The organism is Nitratireductor sp. (assembly GCF_017794765.1).
Taxonomy (GTDB): Bacteria; Pseudomonadota; Alphaproteobacteria; order Rhizobiales; family Rhizobiaceae; genus Nitratireductor.
Window position 1 is genome coordinate 2,045,358 of record NZ_CP051236.1, and the last position, 13,911, is coordinate 2,059,268.

General features: G+C 60.6%; 14 protein-coding genes and 2 tRNA genes. 9 read left to right on the forward strand and 7 right to left on the reverse strand.

Annotated elements, in window-relative coordinates; all coding sequences use genetic code 11:
* Window positions 1-251 precede the first annotated feature (251 nt).
* A complete protein-coding gene (locus HF949_RS09675) occupies window positions 252-923 on the forward strand; it encodes an outer membrane protein (RefSeq protein ID WP_292894418.1) in 672 nt (223 codons plus the stop codon).
* 52 nt (window positions 924-975) lie between these two features.
* Here the strand turns inward: HF949_RS09675 and HF949_RS09680 are convergent, their stop codons facing one another.
* From HF949_RS09680 to HF949_RS09690, 3 genes are all read right to left on the reverse strand, one after another.
* A complete protein-coding gene (locus tag HF949_RS09680) occupies window positions 976-1,644 on the reverse strand; it encodes a ribonuclease T2 family protein (RefSeq protein WP_292894421.1) in 669 nt (222 codons plus the stop codon).
* Between the two features lie 23 nt (window positions 1,645-1,667).
* Entirely contained in the window at window positions 1,668-2,093 is a 426-nt protein-coding gene (locus HF949_RS09685) for a hypothetical protein (RefSeq protein WP_292894424.1), read from the reverse strand.
* 79 nt (window positions 2,094-2,172) lie between these two features.
* Window positions 2,173-3,021 (reverse strand): 23S rRNA (adenine(2030)-N(6))-methyltransferase RlmJ, encoded by an 849-nt coding sequence (locus HF949_RS09690; protein WP_292894427.1) that lies wholly within the window; start codon window positions 3,019-3,021, stop codon window positions 2,173-2,175.
* Window positions 3,022-3,105: 84 nt separating this feature from the next.
* On the opposite strand from HF949_RS09690, the gene HF949_RS09695 reads away from it, so the two are divergent.
* A complete protein-coding gene (locus tag HF949_RS09695) occupies window positions 3,106-5,208 on the forward strand; it encodes a molybdopterin-containing oxidoreductase family protein (RefSeq protein WP_292894430.1) in 2,103 nt (700 codons plus the stop codon).
* Between the two features lie 651 nt (window positions 5,209-5,859).
* Here the strand turns inward: HF949_RS09695 and purN are convergent.
* Together purN and purM are read right to left on the reverse strand one after the other, a co-directional pair.
* The gene (purN, locus tag HF949_RS09700; RefSeq protein ID WP_292894433.1) at window positions 5,860-6,534 is read right to left on the reverse strand and encodes a phosphoribosylglycinamide formyltransferase; all 675 of its coding nucleotides are present in this window, start codon (window positions 6,532-6,534) and stop codon (window positions 5,860-5,862) included.
* Entirely contained in the window at window positions 6,531-7,598 is a 1,068-nt protein-coding gene (gene purM, locus HF949_RS09705; RefSeq protein WP_292894436.1) for a phosphoribosylformylglycinamidine cyclo-ligase, read from the reverse strand. Before purM ends, purN begins: the two co-directional genes overlap by 4 nt.
* Before the next feature lie 201 nt (window positions 7,599-7,799).
* Between purM and HF949_RS09710 the strand changes: the two genes are divergently transcribed.
* The 7 genes from HF949_RS09710 (at window position 7,800) to HF949_RS09740 (ending at window position 11,146) form a co-directional block, all read left to right on the forward strand.
* Window positions 7,800-8,357: a CDP-alcohol phosphatidyltransferase family protein gene (locus HF949_RS09710; protein WP_292894439.1), complete on the forward strand. Its 558-nt coding sequence runs from the start codon at window positions 7,800-7,802 to the stop codon at window positions 8,355-8,357.
* Window positions 8,329-9,480, forward strand: a complete 1,152-nt coding sequence (locus tag HF949_RS09715; protein WP_292894442.1) for an AI-2E family transporter — start codon at window positions 8,329-8,331, stop codon at window positions 9,478-9,480. The genes HF949_RS09710 and HF949_RS09715 overlap by 29 nt, the downstream gene beginning before the upstream one ends.
* 4 nt (window positions 9,481-9,484) lie before the next feature.
* On the forward strand, window positions 9,485-10,174 hold the full coding sequence (gene hdaA / locus HF949_RS09720) for a DnaA regulatory inactivator HdaA (protein WP_292894445.1): 690 nt from the start codon (window positions 9,485-9,487) through the stop codon (window positions 10,172-10,174).
* 100 nt (window positions 10,175-10,274) lie between these two features.
* A complete protein-coding gene (locus tag HF949_RS09725; protein ID WP_292894448.1) occupies window positions 10,275-10,484 on the forward strand; it encodes a hypothetical protein in 210 nt (69 codons plus the stop codon).
* Window positions 10,485-10,599: 115 nt separating this feature from the next.
* Window positions 10,600-10,676: transfer RNA gene (locus HF949_RS09730), tRNA-Pro, on the forward strand.
* 71 nt (window positions 10,677-10,747) lie between these two features.
* Window positions 10,748-11,053 carry an ETC complex I subunit gene (locus HF949_RS09735; protein WP_292900108.1) on the forward strand — a complete coding sequence of 102 codons (306 nt, stop codon included), beginning with the start codon at window positions 10,748-10,750 and terminating at the stop codon, window positions 11,051-11,053.
* Window positions 11,054-11,069: 16 nt separating this feature from the next.
* Window positions 11,070-11,146 (forward strand) — tRNA-Arg (locus HF949_RS09740).
* A gap of 346 nt (window positions 11,147-11,492) precedes the next feature.
* Here the strand turns inward: HF949_RS09740 and HF949_RS09745 are convergent.
* Window positions 11,493-12,473, reverse strand: a complete 981-nt coding sequence (locus HF949_RS09745) for a LysR substrate-binding domain-containing protein (RefSeq protein WP_292894451.1) — start codon at window positions 12,471-12,473, stop codon at window positions 11,493-11,495.
* Between the two features lie 309 nt (window positions 12,474-12,782).
* Window positions 12,783-13,886 (reverse strand): helix-turn-helix transcriptional regulator, encoded by a 1,104-nt coding sequence (locus HF949_RS09750; RefSeq protein WP_292894454.1) that lies wholly within the window; start codon window positions 13,884-13,886, stop codon window positions 12,783-12,785.
* Window positions 13,887-13,911: the final 25 nt, after the last annotated feature.

The window sequence follows — 13,911 nt, forward strand, 5'->3', positions numbered from 1 at the left end:
GCAGGACCCCAAGGTGCAGTTCAGGGGATGTTGCCCATTTGCAACGTCAATTTTCCGCCTTATTGGCGCCGCTGAAAGACCCATTTTTCGGGCACGTTCAGCCTCATTTCGCGCCCAGATAGGGCTCATGCGAGATCGGCCCGCTTCCTCCCAGGATAACCGGTCTCGCCAGCGTGGAGCGTTTGAAGGGCATGATGCCAAGAGGGGCGCCCACAGCTATGAAAATGCTAGTGGCTTAAGGAGTATGGACCATGAAAGCCCATAAGAACGTAATTCTTTCCGCGGCCGCAGCCGTTGGTTTTGTTGCAGCGGCTGGTGCCGCACAGGCTGCGGATGCAGTCATGGAGCAGCCGCCTGCACCGCCTGCCGCGCCGGTGATCTCCACCCCGATCAATGATTGGGAAGGTGGCTATGCCGGTATCGCGCTTGGCTATGGTTTCTCCGGTGAGACCGCAGCCAATCAGCCGGTTGCCGGCAACGACATCGACACTGACGGCTTTGTCGGAAACGGCTTCGCCGGCTGGAACTTCCAGTCCGGCAGCTTCGTCTACGGTGTTGAAGGCGATGTGGGCTACAACGGCATGGAAGGCACTAATGCCGGTGTCGAATCCAAGCATGGCGTCGACGGCACGCTGCGTGCTCGTCTGGGTGTCGCCGCGACCGACAACATCCTGATCTACGGTACGGCCGGTGGCGCTGCACAGCGTCTGAAGATCACGGATGCAGCCGGGTCCGACACCAACACCATGCTCGGCTGGACGGCTGGTGCCGGCGTCGATGCGAAGCTGACCGACAAGGTCTTCGGCCGCGTCGAATACCGTTACACCAAGTTCGGTGACGAAGCGTTCAACACCGGCAGTGGTGCGCAGGAAGTCAGCGACAGCTCCAACAAGGTCATGTTCGGCCTTGGTATGCAGTTCTGATCCAAGCGACAGACTGAAATGGAAAAGCCGGGCCCCGTGTCCGGCTTTTTCTTTATCCGCCCCGCGCCGGTGGCATCAGAACCCGCTCGCGCCGGCAGTCCTTTCGGTCCACGGCTTCACAGGACCGGAACTCCAGGTCCCTGGTCATGCAGATGCGCACTTCGCGCAGATAGCGCTTGTCGCAGGTGACGGCGATGGCGTCTTTCTTCAGGCCGGGATTGGCTTCTAGAAATGCTTCTTCGACGTGCTTGGGCGAAACCATTTCCGGTTTCGAGAGCCTTTGAAACTCGGGAGGTGTTTCCACACGCTCCCGCGCTTTGCGGGAGAGGGCGAAATAGTCCTCCTGCGCAAACCCCGTACACATGCCGTGCTTGCGCCATTGATGGCCCATCAGGCCTGCCGACGGCATGATGTCTCGATACTGATCAACCAGCGCATTCGGAACACGCTGCGGGCGCTTGGATTGGCAATATTCCGGGTAGCTTCTCTCATATTGCGGCCAGAGCCCGTGGACCACGAAGGCATGGGGGCGCTCGCGTCCGCATTGCTGCTGGTTGGCCTCCGCGCCCTCGGCGGCGCAGTAGCTGGGCGACCAGCTTAGCGACAGCACATAGAAATCGAACTCACCCGCCGGCGCGCCGCGCTCGCCGGCAATCGCCGGGGCAGGGAATGTCACAAGACATGCCAGAAGGGCGGCGGAAAGCCGCTTTGCGATACGCATGGTCCGCCCCGCAATCGCGTCGTCTATCGCAGCACGCGGCAGTGGCTGTCATAGACGTTCCAGCGGTCGAAGCCGGAAACGCAGAATTCGACATTGTTGCCGACACCGGCAAAGCCCTGGCCATATTCGATCAGATACCAGATCGTCCGGTCGCGCCCATCGGAGAGGCGCGCCGTGGCGCGGCAATAACGCCGCTCGATCGGGCTGTCATAGGAGGACGGGCTGTAGCGTGTCTGGTAGGACCCGTAGAAATCGACGATGTCGACATCGGGCAGGTTCGGCACATGGGTAGCCTGATAGCGGAAGCGCTTCTGAATAGTCGAGTGAACACGCGCATCCGCGCAGACATCGTCCACCGCGCCGTATACGCCGACCGGATCGGCTGCCATCGCCTGCATCGAAAGGAACGATGCGGTGAGGCCGGCTGCAAGAGCCAAAAAGCGCGCCATAGGTCTGTCTCCCGGATTGTTGCGGTGCGGTCGGTTGAAGTTTTGCGCCAGTGCGCGGTTTGGGTCAAGCATGGTCGCGCTATTCTGCCGTAAGCCTTTCGAGTGCCCAGCGGCCCTTGCCCTCTTCGCCCAGAATGTCTGCAAGCGCCGGAAGCAGCGTCTCCATCTCCTCACGCAGCACGAAAGGTGGATTGATCACGATCATGCCGGTCCCGTCGAGGCGCGGTTCATCGGAGGGCGGGCGCAACTCGAGACGGATGTCGATCACATCGGCAATACCGCTTTCGGTAAGGCGTATGCGGAAAGCCTGAACCGCGTCATGGTTCTTGATCGGGTACCAGACCGCATAGATGCCGCCCGGCCAGCGCCGGTGTGCCTTTTCGAGTTTCGTGACAATTCGCCCGAACTCGTCCTCCTCCTCGAAGGGCGGGTCGATCAGCACCATTCCACGCTTTTCTTTCGGCGGCAGATGCGCGCCCAGCGCCAGCCAGCCATCAAGTTCGATCACCCGTGTCTGGAAATCGCCGGCAAAAACTACCTTCAGCCGCGCAGCATCCTGTGGGTGCAGTTCGATGGCGGTCAGACGATCCTGCTTGCGCAGAAGATGGCGCACGAGGCGCGGCGAGCCGGGATAGTGCAGGATATCCGCACCCTGATTCTCCTTATGAACCGCTTCCAGCAAGGGATTCAAAAGCTTCGATGTTTTCTCATTGAGGGAAGCCTCGACCAGTCGGCCGATCCCGTCGCGCCATTCGCCGGTTTTCTGCGCCTCTTCCGAACTCAGGTCGTAGAGGCCGATACCCGCATGCGTGTCGATGACACGGAAAGCCTTGTCCTTGCGCTTCAGATATTCGACGATGCGGGCCAGGATGGCGTGCTTGACCACATCGGCGAAGTTTCCGGCATGATAGGCGTGGCGATAGTTCATGTTTCCAACTTCAGTGAGGCCTGCACGTGATTTTCTGTTCATTGGCTCTACGCGTCCGTACAGAAAATCGCTAGTGTTCCTGCCATGAACACACACGCAAACATCCATATCGGCCATTCGGCCTGTCCGCATGACTGCCCGTCGACCTGTGCGCTTGATGTCGAGGTGAAGGACGGGCGCATTGGCCGCGTCCATGGAGCCAGGGACAACAGCTATACCGCCGGCGTGATCTGCGCCAAGGTTGCCCGCTACGCGGAACGCATTCACCACCCCGACCGTCTGCTGAAGCCGCTGGTCCGTTCCGGCGCGAAAGGTGAGGGGCAGTGGAAGGAGGCGAGCTGGGAGGCCGCGCTCGACCGTGTTGCCGAAGCCTTCCTGAAGGCGGAGGAAAAACTCGGGAGCGAGACGGTCTGGCCCTATTACTATGCCGGCACGATGGGACTTGTGCAGCGCGATTCCATAGACCGCCTGCGACACGCCAAACGCTATTCCGGCTTTTTCGGCACGGTCTGCACCAATGCGGCCTGGACCGGCTTTGTCATGGGAACCGGCGATCTGCGCGGGCCCGATCCACGCGAGATGGCCAAGTCCGACTGCGTGGTGATCTGGGGCACCAACGCCGTTGCGACCCAGGTCAATGTGATGACGCATGCGATCAAGGCGCGCAAGGAGCGCGGTGCGAAGATCATTGTCATCGACGTCTACGACAATGCTACCATGAAACAGGCCGATCTCGGCCTTGTCTTGAAGCCGGGCACGGATGCTGCCCTTGCCTGCGCGGTCATGCATGTTCTTTTCCGCGATGGTTTGGCTGACTGGGCATTTCTTGACAAATACACCGACGATCCCAGGGGGCTCGAAGCGCATCTCAAGACGCGCACGCCCGAATGGGCCTCTTCCATCACGGGGCTTTCGGTCGACGAAATCGAGACATTTGCAAAGCTGGTCGGTGAGACCAAGCGCACTTTCTTCCGGCTGGGCTACGGATTTACGCGCAATCGCAATGGCGTCGTGAACATGCATGCCGCCCTTTCCATCGCTGCAGTCACCGGCTGCTGGCAATATGAGGGTGGAGGGGCGTTTCACTCCAATTCCGGCATTTTTCGCCTCGACAAGTCGCAGATCGAGGGCAGTGCGCTGCGCGATCCCTCGATCCGTTCGCTCGATCAGGCGCAGATCGGGCGCGTTCTGACCAATGATGCTGATGCATTGCATGGGGGCCCACCCGTCACCGCACTTCTGATCCAGAACACCAATCCGGCCAACATCGCCCCGGAACAGCGGCTGGTGAAAAAGGGGTTTTTGCGCGAGGATCTTTTCACCTGCGTGCACGAGCAGTTCATGACCGACACGGCGAAGCTTGCCGATGTGGTTCTGCCGGCGACGATGTTTTTGGAACATGACGACATCTATCGCGGTGGCGGTCACCAGCACATCATTCTCGGCCCCAAGCTCGTGGATGCGCCTGGTGAAGCACGCGAAAACCTGTTCGTGATCGAGGAACTCGCCAAACGACTTGGTGTCGCTGGACAGCCGGGGTTCGGGCTCACGGCACGCGAGCATGTCGAATTCATGCTTGAGAAGCGCGGGCTTGGTACGTTCGAAAGCTTCAAGGCCGATCGCTGGGCCGATGTGCAGCCTGATTTCGACACTGCGCATTTCGTCGACGGTTTCGGTCATCCTGATGGCAAGTATCGGTTCCGGCCGGACTGGACCGGAACGCCTGCGCCCAACCGCCCGCCGGCCTCTATCGGCCTGCAGGGGCCGCACGCGCGCATGCCGGAGTTCCCCGACCACATGGACTTCATCGAGGTTGCGGATCCGGAGCATCCGTATCGGCTGGCGACCTCGCCGGCACGCACCTTCCTGAATTCGAGTTTTACGGAAACGCCGGGCTCGGTGAAACGGGAAGGGCGGCCCGAACTGTTGCTGCATCCCGACGATGCGGCAGAGCTGGGACTTCAAAACGGCGATCGCGTTGAAATCGGCAATCAGCGCGGCGAGGTGATCCTGCACGTAAAGCTCTTCGACGGTGTGCGGCGCGGCGTGGTGATTGCCGAGGGCATCTGGCCGAACAGCGCGCATGAGCGGGGTGAGGGCATCAATGTATTGACTGGCGCCGATTCCATCGCGCCATATGGCGGCGCGGCGTTCCACGATACGAAGGTGTGGGTGCGGGCTGTGTGAGGACCAGGCCGTGCGCTCGCGCATTCTGCTAATGGGTTCCGAATAGCCTGCGGCTTCCGGGATGACGGGGCATTGCAAGACAGGCTCCATCGTTGCCGCGCGGGGTTTTCCGCCGGGGTTTGCCATCAGTTCGGGAAACGGGGCGCGTTTTTCGTGCCTCTCTGTTGGGTATTGAAGTGGCGCGAAAAGCGCGCCCCGCCGGCCGCTGTCCCGTCTGCCGGCCGGTCACTCGGGCGATCTGTGCCCTAGCGGCTTTTCCGCAACCGGCATGATGCCGGCCGCCGGCCTTTCGCGGGCCCTCACAGGCCTCGGGTTACCGAACCCGAGGGGGAGGCTGCCGTCACCCCTCCTGATCCCCGGCTCCGGACCCGGTTCCCGACAGGGGCGATGGGTGGGAGTGTAGTGGAGGTTTTGGGGTGGGGGAGAAAAGAGCGAATAGGGAGTGGCGAATAGCGAGTAGGGAACGCGCTTCGTCGACGTCGTCATCCCATGGCCTGACCATGGGATCCATGCCGTTGCGGTGGTGACGGGGTGCGGGTGAGAAAAATAGCGTGTCGCCTTGAAGGGCCGAAGTTTATCCCCGGCGTCCTGGCATGGGTCCTCGGATCAGGTCCGAGGATCACGAAGGTGTGGAGAAGGGGGCTCTTTCCCTCAACCGCGTCGTTCGCCGGGAGAAACAATCGCGATGTCCCGGTGTTCGTCCTCGACGCCGGAGAATACGGCAACACCATCGGACATGCGTACGCGACCTTCCGCGAGAAGGCGGAGCGCCAGGGGGTAGAGCCGATGCTCGACCTTGAGAACCCGCTCGCCAAGTGTCTCTTCCGTATCGTCGGTGAGAACGGGAACGGCGGCCTGGGCGATGATCGGGCCCTCATCCATCTCCGGCGTGACGAAATGAACGGTGCATCCGTGGACGCGCACGCCGGTTGCAAGTGCGCGGGCATGCGTATCAAGCCCGCGAAAGCTGGGCAGGAGGGCAGGGTGGATGTTGATCATACGCCCCTTCCATTTCTGCACGAAATCCGGGGTCAGAAGGCGCATGTATCCAGCCAGGCAAACGATTTCTGCCTTGAACTCGGTCAGAGCCTTGTGGATGGCGGCGTCATGCGCCTCGCGCCCATCATAATCGCGCGATGACACCACTCTTGTGGGGATGCTGTGCGTGGCGGCAATCTCGAGACCGCGGGCGTCGGCGCGGTTGGAGACCACACCGACTATCTCGGCTGGAAACGACGGGTCGATGGCGGCCGCGATGAGGGCCGCCATGTTGGACCCGCGGCCGGAAATAAGGACCGCTACCCTTTTGCGTGTCCGGCGCGTCATAGGGCGAGAGAACCGCGATAGGTGACGCCGGCGGCCTGGCGCGGGACGATCTGGCCAAGCATGGTGACATGCTCGCCCGCCTGCTGGAGGAGTGCCGCGATCTGTGCCGCCTCATCGGCGGCAACCGCCACAACCATGCCGATGCCGCAATTGAAGGTAGAGAGCATTTCGCTCTCGGCAACACCGCCGGTTCTGGCAAGCCAGGAAAAGACCGCCGGCACATCGATTGCGTCGAGGTCGATCTCGGCGGCCAGATGATCGGGCAGCACGCGCGGCAGGTTTTCGGGAAAGCCGCCGCCGGTGATGTGGGCGAGCGCCTTGATGCCCCAGGCGGCCTTGAGCGTTTCAAGGATCGGTTTGACGTAGATGCGGGTGGGCTCAAGCAGCGCTTCGCCCATCGTCTTGCCCGGCGCGAAAGGAGCCTTGTCGTCCCAGCCCAAACCGGCATCGGAAACGATGCGGCGCACCAGCGAAAAACCGTTGGAATGAACACCGGAGGAGGCGAGGCCCAGAAGAACGTCGCCCTCGTCAACGTCGCCTGTGGGCAGAAGACGTTCACGCTCTGCCGCGCCCACGGCGAAGCCCGCCAGGTCGTAATCCTCGCCGTGATACATGCCCGGCATTTCCGCCGTCTCGCCGCCGATCAGCGCGCATCCGGCCTGCCGGCAGCCCTCGGCGATGCCCGAAACGATGGCCGCACCCTGGTCGGGATCGAGCCTGCCGGTGGCAAAATAGTCGAGGAAGAAGAGCGGCTCGGCACCCTGAACGACAAGATCGTTGACGCACATGGCAACGAGGTCGATGCCGACCGTGTCGTGTCGGTTCGCGTCGATGGCGATCTTGAGCTTGGTGCCGACGCCATCATTGGCGGCCACGAGGATGGGGTCGGTGAAGCCTGCCGCCTTCAGGTCGAACAGGCCGCCGAAGCCGCCGATCTCGCTGTCGGCGCCGGGCCGGCGCGTGGCGCGCACCATGGGCTTGATTTTTTCCACCATCCGGCTGCCGGCATCGATGTCGACGCCCGCATCGGCATAGGTGAGGCCATTTTTGCTGTCCTGAGCCATTTCGTTCTCGCCGCCGCGTTTTTTTCGGCTTCTGACATGAAGGGGGCGCTTCTGCAAGGCGGGAGATATTAACAGGCTGGCCTATTGAAAGCGTGTCCTTACCCTACAATGTGTGAAAGCCTGCGATAAGTGTGACCCGAAACTGCCTTTGACCGCAACGAAAAGGGCCAGGCAGCGGGCGGCGAGGGTGGAGATTATTCATTGACGATACCCAACATCATCACGTTGATGCGCTTCTTTCTTGTTCCGGGCGTGGTGTTCGCTCTCCTTAAGGGCGAATATGGCTGGGCGTTTGCCGGTTTTCTGGCGGCAGGCATCTCTGACGGGGTGGATGGTTTTATCGCGCGGCATTTCGACCAACGTACCGAGCTTGGTGCCTATCTGGACCCGATCGCCGACAAGCTGCTCCTTGTCAGTGTTTTCGTTGTGTTCGGCTATATGATGGAGTTGCCGCTCTGGCTGGTGATTGCTGTCGTTTCGCGCGATGCGTTGATCGTCGGTGGCGTGCTGCTCGCCAATGTCATGGGGCACCCGGTGGCAATGAAACCGCTGTTCGTTTCAAAGGCGAACACGCTGGCGCAGATATTGCTGGCGCTGCTGGTTCTGGCGGAGCTCGCATTCGGATACAGTTCGGGCGCGGTGAGGATCGCGCTCATCGTGGCAACCGGGCTCTTGACCGTAGCTTCCGGAGCGGCCTATCTCGTCGCCTGGATCAAGCATATGGGTGGTTATGCGGAAAGTGACGCCGAAGGACGCTGAAAACGGGGCCGGGCCGGTGATCGCCCGCCCGACGCTGGCGCGCCATGTCGCCTTCTGGGGGCTGGCGGGGCTGGGGCTCGTCCTGTTTCTTTATGTTTTCAGTTCCATCCTGCTGCCGTTCCTCGCGGGCATGGTGCTCGCGTATTTTCTTGACCCAGTCGCCGACCGGCTGGAGGCGATGGGGCTGTCGCGTATCGCTGCGACGGTGCTTATCCTGATTGCATTCGTGGTGGCGCTCGTGCTCGGCCTGATGATCGTGCTGCCGGTGCTGGGCACTCAGCTGGCCGATTTCGCAAGCCGCTTGCCCGAATATCTGACGCGGTTGCAGGAACTGGCGAACCAGCTCGAGCCGGCATGGCTCGACAATTTCATCAATGGTGAGACCGACGCGGTGCGCGAGAATCTGAGCTCGATCCTTGCGCAGGGCTCGAGTTTTCTGGGCACGCTCTTCAAATCGGTCTGGAGTTCGGGCGTGGCGATCGTCAACGTGGCGAGCCTTTTCGTCGTCACACCGGTGGTCGCGTTTTACATGCTCCTCGACTGGGACCACATGGTCGAGAAGGTGGACAGCTGGGTGCCGCGCGACCATGTGGAGACGGTGCGCCAGATCGCCCGCGACATCAATGTCGCAACGGCGGGCTTCGTGCGCGGGCAGGGCACGCTGTGTCTCATTCTCGGCATTTTCTATGCCGTTGGCCTGTCGCTGGTGGGGCTCAATTTCGGACTGTTGATCGGGCTTTTTGCGGGGCTGATCAGCTTTGTTCCGTATGTGGGTTCGCTGATCGGCTTCGGCCTGTCGATCGGCATCGCGCTGGTGCAGTTCTGGCCCGAATGGTGGTGGGTTCTGGCGGTGGCGGCGATCTTCTTCTCCGGTCAGTTTCTGGAAGGCAACATTCTGCAGCCGAAACTCGTCGGCAAGAGCGTGGGCCTTCATCCGGTGTGGCTGATGTTCGCGCTGTTCGCGTTCGGCTATCTGTTCGGCTTTGCAGGCCTTCTCATCGCGGTGCCGGCAGCGGCGGCCGTTGCCGTTCTGGTGCGTTTCGCCATCAACCAGTATCTCGCTTCGCCGCTCTACAGCGGACACGAAGACGCGCCGGCCAAAACGCCGAAATCCCGGGGCTGAAGCCATGTCATCGCGCCAGTTGCCCTTTGATCTGGCTCCCTCGGAAGCGTTGAGTCGCGACGATCTGGTGGTGACGCCCGCCAACGCGCGTGCGGCCGCCCTGATCGAGAACTGGCCTTCATGGCCGGCACCGGTGGTGATCCTCGCCGGCCCCGCAGGCAGCGGCAAAACGCACCTCGCGGCCATCTGGCGGGAAGAAACGGATGCCGTGACGGTGCCGCGCGAAGGGATCGACGCCGAGGCCATGGAGCAGGCGGGTTTGCGCCCGGTCCTGATCGACAATGTGGATGGCGGCCCGGTGGACGAGAACGGCCTTTTCCATCTGATCAATGCGGCGCGCTCGGGGGGGCAGGCGATGCTTCTCACCGCGCGCAGCTTCCCGAGCGCCTGGGGTGTGAAACTTCCCGATCTCCTGTCGCGGCTCAAGGCTGCCGCGATGGTGGAAATCGATGAGCCAGACGACATGCTCCTTGCCGGCGTGATCACGAAACTTTTCGCCGACCGGCAGGTCGATGTCGAACCGCATGTGGTGCAGTTTCTGGTGCGCCGCATCGAACGCTCTCTTTCAAGCGCCATCCGGGCAGTGGACGCCATCGACCGCGCGGCCCTCGAACGAAAGACCAGAATCACCCGCCCGCTCGCCGCCGAGATGGTGGCTGCTTTGGAAGCGGGTGAGAGGATGTTCGAAGGCTAGACCCTTGTTCGAAACGCCAAGGCGGTGTGCGCCTTGGGGGAACCATTTTCGCCGATCAAAGTTTTGCTCTCCACAGATCAGACAAGTGACAAAGGAGTGCATGATGACTGATGAGCGCAAGGATCGCACCACGGTGGTGACCTCAGGTGGCGGCGGGGGTGCCGGCTGGTTCATAGCCGGCGGGCTCGTCGTTGCTCTCGCTCTGGGAGGGTTCCTGCTTTTCGGCGGTGCACTGGGCGGCGGCGACGGTGGTGTGAACATCGATGTTCCGGAAAAAGTCACCATCGAAACACCCAAGCCATCCGAATAACCACTTTCATCGCCCGGCTTTGCCGGGCGATGTTGTACTTGTTGCCGCACTTCATGCGGAAATCATCGATTTGGGCTTGCGCGGAAAATTCTGAGACTATAGGGGTTCATTCGCTCGGAGCGTAGCGCAGCCTGGTAGCGCATCTGGTTTGGGACCAGAGGGTCGCAGGTTCGAATCCTGCCGCTCCGACCACCTTTTCGCATTTGTGCGGATGTCAGGTGGTGCCACCTGACTGAAAAATGCTCTGGAACGAGGTTTACGACGTGTCTGCGCGCATTTTCAGCCCGGCCAAGACGGCCATGCAGTCCGGCAAGGCCAAGACCGGCCTTTGGGTGCTGGAGTTCGATCCCGAAATACCGCGCAAGATCGATCCTCTCATGGGATACACCACGTCTTCCGACATGAAGAGCCAGGTTCGCCTGACTTTTGAGAGCAGGCAAGAGGCTATCGCCTACGCCGAACGGAACGGAATTCCCTTCCGTGTGGAAGAACCTCACAAGCCCAAGCGGCGTCAGGTTTCCTATGCGGACAATTTCCGCTATGACCGCAAGACCCCGTGGACACACTGAATGAGCTCCACACGTCGGTCCCGTAGCTCAGTTGGATAGAGCACCGGCCTTCTAAGCCGATGGTCGCAGGTTCGAATCCTGCCGGGATCGCCAACGATTTCAGGGTCCATTCTTGTCACATGGTTTACATTTGATACCGGAGAGATGGTTTACACTTTCTCCGGAGCGAATGGGTTTGATGCYGGTTCGACACGATCCTCCTTATTGTCGAAGAAACCCAGATCATAGTCGAGGAATGAGACGAGCCAAATTCCRTCATCGACTTCGCGCAGTCCCAGGATTTGGCCTGCGAAGACCTGGCTGAGATTGATTTTTCGTTTTCCGATGCAGATTCTGCCGCATCGTGTGACACGCACGGTGCGGTCATGGAGCGGGTAGTCCGGTTCGTCGTAGCCTCGAAGTTGCTCGCTTCCCGACATTATCCGTGGATTGGTGCGGCTCAGATGTTAGCCGCTTCGTCTGAAACCTGACGCTTGATCCATTGCCGGAAAACCCTGAAGGCCGGGCGGTTCTTGTTGTCGGCCCAGCACAGGTAATAGTGTCGCATGGCTCGAGTGCTCGACCGCTTCTCGCTGAACAGTTTCACAAGACGCCCTGAAGCCAGATAAGGCGCGGCATAAACATGTGGCAGCCACGCCACGCCATAACCGTCGAGTGCCGCTACGAGCGTGAGGGCGCTCGGCAGGCGCGTAACGCGTGTGTGAGTTTCGTATGCTACGCCATGATCACTGAACCAGCGGGCCATTTCCGTGTCCCTGTCCTCATCCAGCATCCAGGGCAGTCGCGTGAGGTCTGCGGGCGAATCGATGGCAACGTTCTCGACAACCGAAGGCGCCGCCACGACCACGTCCCAGCCCTCCAGCAGTTTCTCGCTGTTAATCCCCGGCCAGTTTCCGTCGCCATGCCGCACGGCAGCATCAAAATCACCCGCTACAAGATCGTGTACGGCGGCGTCGGTGTTGATACGCAAGTCGATTTCCGGGTGGCGCTGGAGGAAGGCTCCAAGCCGAGGGAGCAACCAATGTTGCGCGAAATGCGGCGTTACCGTGATGTTCAAGATGTTGTCGTCACGCCGAAAACGCTCGACATCACCGGCAATGTTTCGAAAGTTTTGAAGTAGGGTTTCGGCCAATCCGGTGGCCTCCGGCAACATCATCAGCCGATGTCCGGAACGGGCAAACAATTTCCGCTGCAGGCGGTCTTCCAGGTTGCGCAGATGCTGACTGACGGCCCCATGAGTCACGTTCAGCGCACGTGCTGCGCCTCCGACGGAACCTGAGTTGTGAAACGCCGCCAAGACCCTCAAGGAGTTCAATGGCAGCCAGCCAATATCGATCTCTCTCATAATGTTAGAAAAACTAACATTCAGGAAGATTTTCTGACAAGGAAAAATTCCAATTACATAATACTTTAGCGCCATCGCACAGCAATGAGGATAGAGTGATGGCTGACCATTTTTCTAACATGAGAGGCAATAGAGAGTCGTTACGCCCGGCGAAATCCTCCGGCATCGATGATGAGATGCTTCATCAGATCCGGCAGCAAGGTCGGATCGAAAGGGCAAGGATCGTACGCCAATGGTTTTCGGCGTTCCGGCGTATATTTGCGTCGGTTCGTTCCGTGGGATGCCGCTTGTCGATCGGCAGATGATCCCCGTCTGTTCCGGCCGCTCACTCCATTTGGGAAATCCGCGCCTTCGGATCAGAGCAACGTCTGGGCCTGTTTGGTATCATTCTAGCTCGATCAGAACCTTGATCAGCTCTGCCTGACGTGTGACACCGGTTTTCCCAAAAATGCTTGTCAGGTGTGTCCGCGCGGTGTTGATGGATATCCCACAGCGCCTGGCAGCGGCGGCGCGGCCATCTCCCTTGCGCATCTCCAGCGCAAGCCTGGCCTCGGCGGGAGTAAGACCGAAGCGCTTCTGAAGCACCACCAGGCACTGATCGCGGTCCAGTTCCGGATTGCTGATGTGGATGAGAGCCGAGGGCACTGGCGCGCCGGGAGCCGTGCTGGCGATGCGAATGGGGCGGATCTCCACTGAATACGGCATCGCATCCGGTTTTGGCCTCACCGCGATCCGCCGGGCATGAGGTGCGGAAACGCCGGTTGCAGAACAGGTGGATAGGGCGGCTTGCAGGGCAGCATGGGAGCGTTCTTCGGCGAAGCGCAGTCGGCCCTTGATGATGGAAATCCCTCTGCCCTCTGAAAACAGGCGCTCTGCCCCCGAATCTGCAAAAAGCACGCGCCGCTCACGATCTATGATAGCCGTGCTGGTCGCGGAGGGACCGTGTTTGCCGGTTTTCAGAAGCGAGGTTTCAAAGGCAGCCCTTTGAAGGTTTCGTGCAAGGCCGACGGCACGCACCAGGTGCGGAATGAAGTATGAGAAGCGCTTGACCGTGTCGGCTCCGATGCGATCCCGTCGGGCCGGTGCCTGCAGGACGATACTGGAAAAGCCTCCCCGGTCGGTCGATAGATTGGTCGCCAGCCGCTCGGCACCAAGACCGGAATGGCGCCAGTAGTCATTGTAAAACCGGCTGCAGAAGAATTTTTCACGACCGGTGTCCGCAAGGCTCGTGATCCGTCCCACCGGCATGGATGCTGTCGTTGCCGCGGTTGGATCATGCGCCCACCATTTTTCCGCGTATTGCGAAACCACATAAGGATCGGCGCGCGGTGTGATCACCGATGAAAAGTGGATGCTCGGGTCTGTCACGACCAGCGCGGCGTTCTCAACCCCGCAATAGTCTGCGAGGCTGCACAAAAGCTGCGGCCAGATCCCTGTGTCGAAAACAGCATCATATATCTGCCCGACAAGGTTGGATGCCTTGTCCATTGTGGTCGCTCCTGCATCAGCCTGC

Excerpts from the sequence above, each read along its gene's own strand:
- HF949_RS09675 (WP_292894418.1), top strand. The coding sequence starts at position 252 with ATGAAAGCCCATAAGAACGTAATTCTTTCCGCGGCCGCAGCCGTTGGT.
- HF949_RS09680 (WP_292894421.1), bottom strand. The coding sequence starts at position 1,644 with ATGCGTATCGCAAAGCGGCTTTCCGCCGCCCTTCTGGCATGTCTTGTG.
- HF949_RS09685 (WP_292894424.1), bottom strand. The coding sequence starts at position 2,093 with ATGGCGCGCTTTTTGGCTCTTGCAGCCGGCCTCACCGCATCGTTCCTT.
- HF949_RS09690 (WP_292894427.1), bottom strand. The coding sequence starts at position 3,021 with ATGAACTATCGCCACGCCTATCATGCCGGAAACTTCGCCGATGTGGTC.
- HF949_RS09695 (WP_292894430.1), top strand. The coding sequence starts at position 3,106 with ATGAACACACACGCAAACATCCATATCGGCCATTCGGCCTGTCCGCAT.
- purN (WP_292894433.1), bottom strand. The coding sequence starts at position 6,534 with ATGACGCGCCGGACACGCAAAAGGGTAGCGGTCCTTATTTCCGGCCGC.
- purM (WP_292894436.1), bottom strand. The coding sequence starts at position 7,598 with ATGGCTCAGGACAGCAAAAATGGCCTCACCTATGCCGATGCGGGCGTC.
- HF949_RS09715 (WP_292894442.1), top strand. The coding sequence starts at position 8,329 with ATGCGGAAAGTGACGCCGAAGGACGCTGAAAACGGGGCCGGGCCGGTG.
- hdaA (WP_292894445.1), top strand. The coding sequence starts at position 9,485 with ATGTCATCGCGCCAGTTGCCCTTTGATCTGGCTCCCTCGGAAGCGTTG.
- HF949_RS09725 (WP_292894448.1), top strand. The coding sequence starts at position 10,275 with ATGATGACTGATGAGCGCAAGGATCGCACCACGGTGGTGACCTCAGGT.
- HF949_RS09745 (WP_292894451.1), bottom strand. The coding sequence starts at position 12,473 with ATGGCGCTAAAGTATTATGTAATTGGAATTTTTCCTTGTCAGAAAATC.
- HF949_RS09750 (WP_292894454.1), bottom strand. The coding sequence starts at position 13,886 with ATGGACAAGGCATCCAACCTTGTCGGGCAGATATATGATGCTGTTTTC.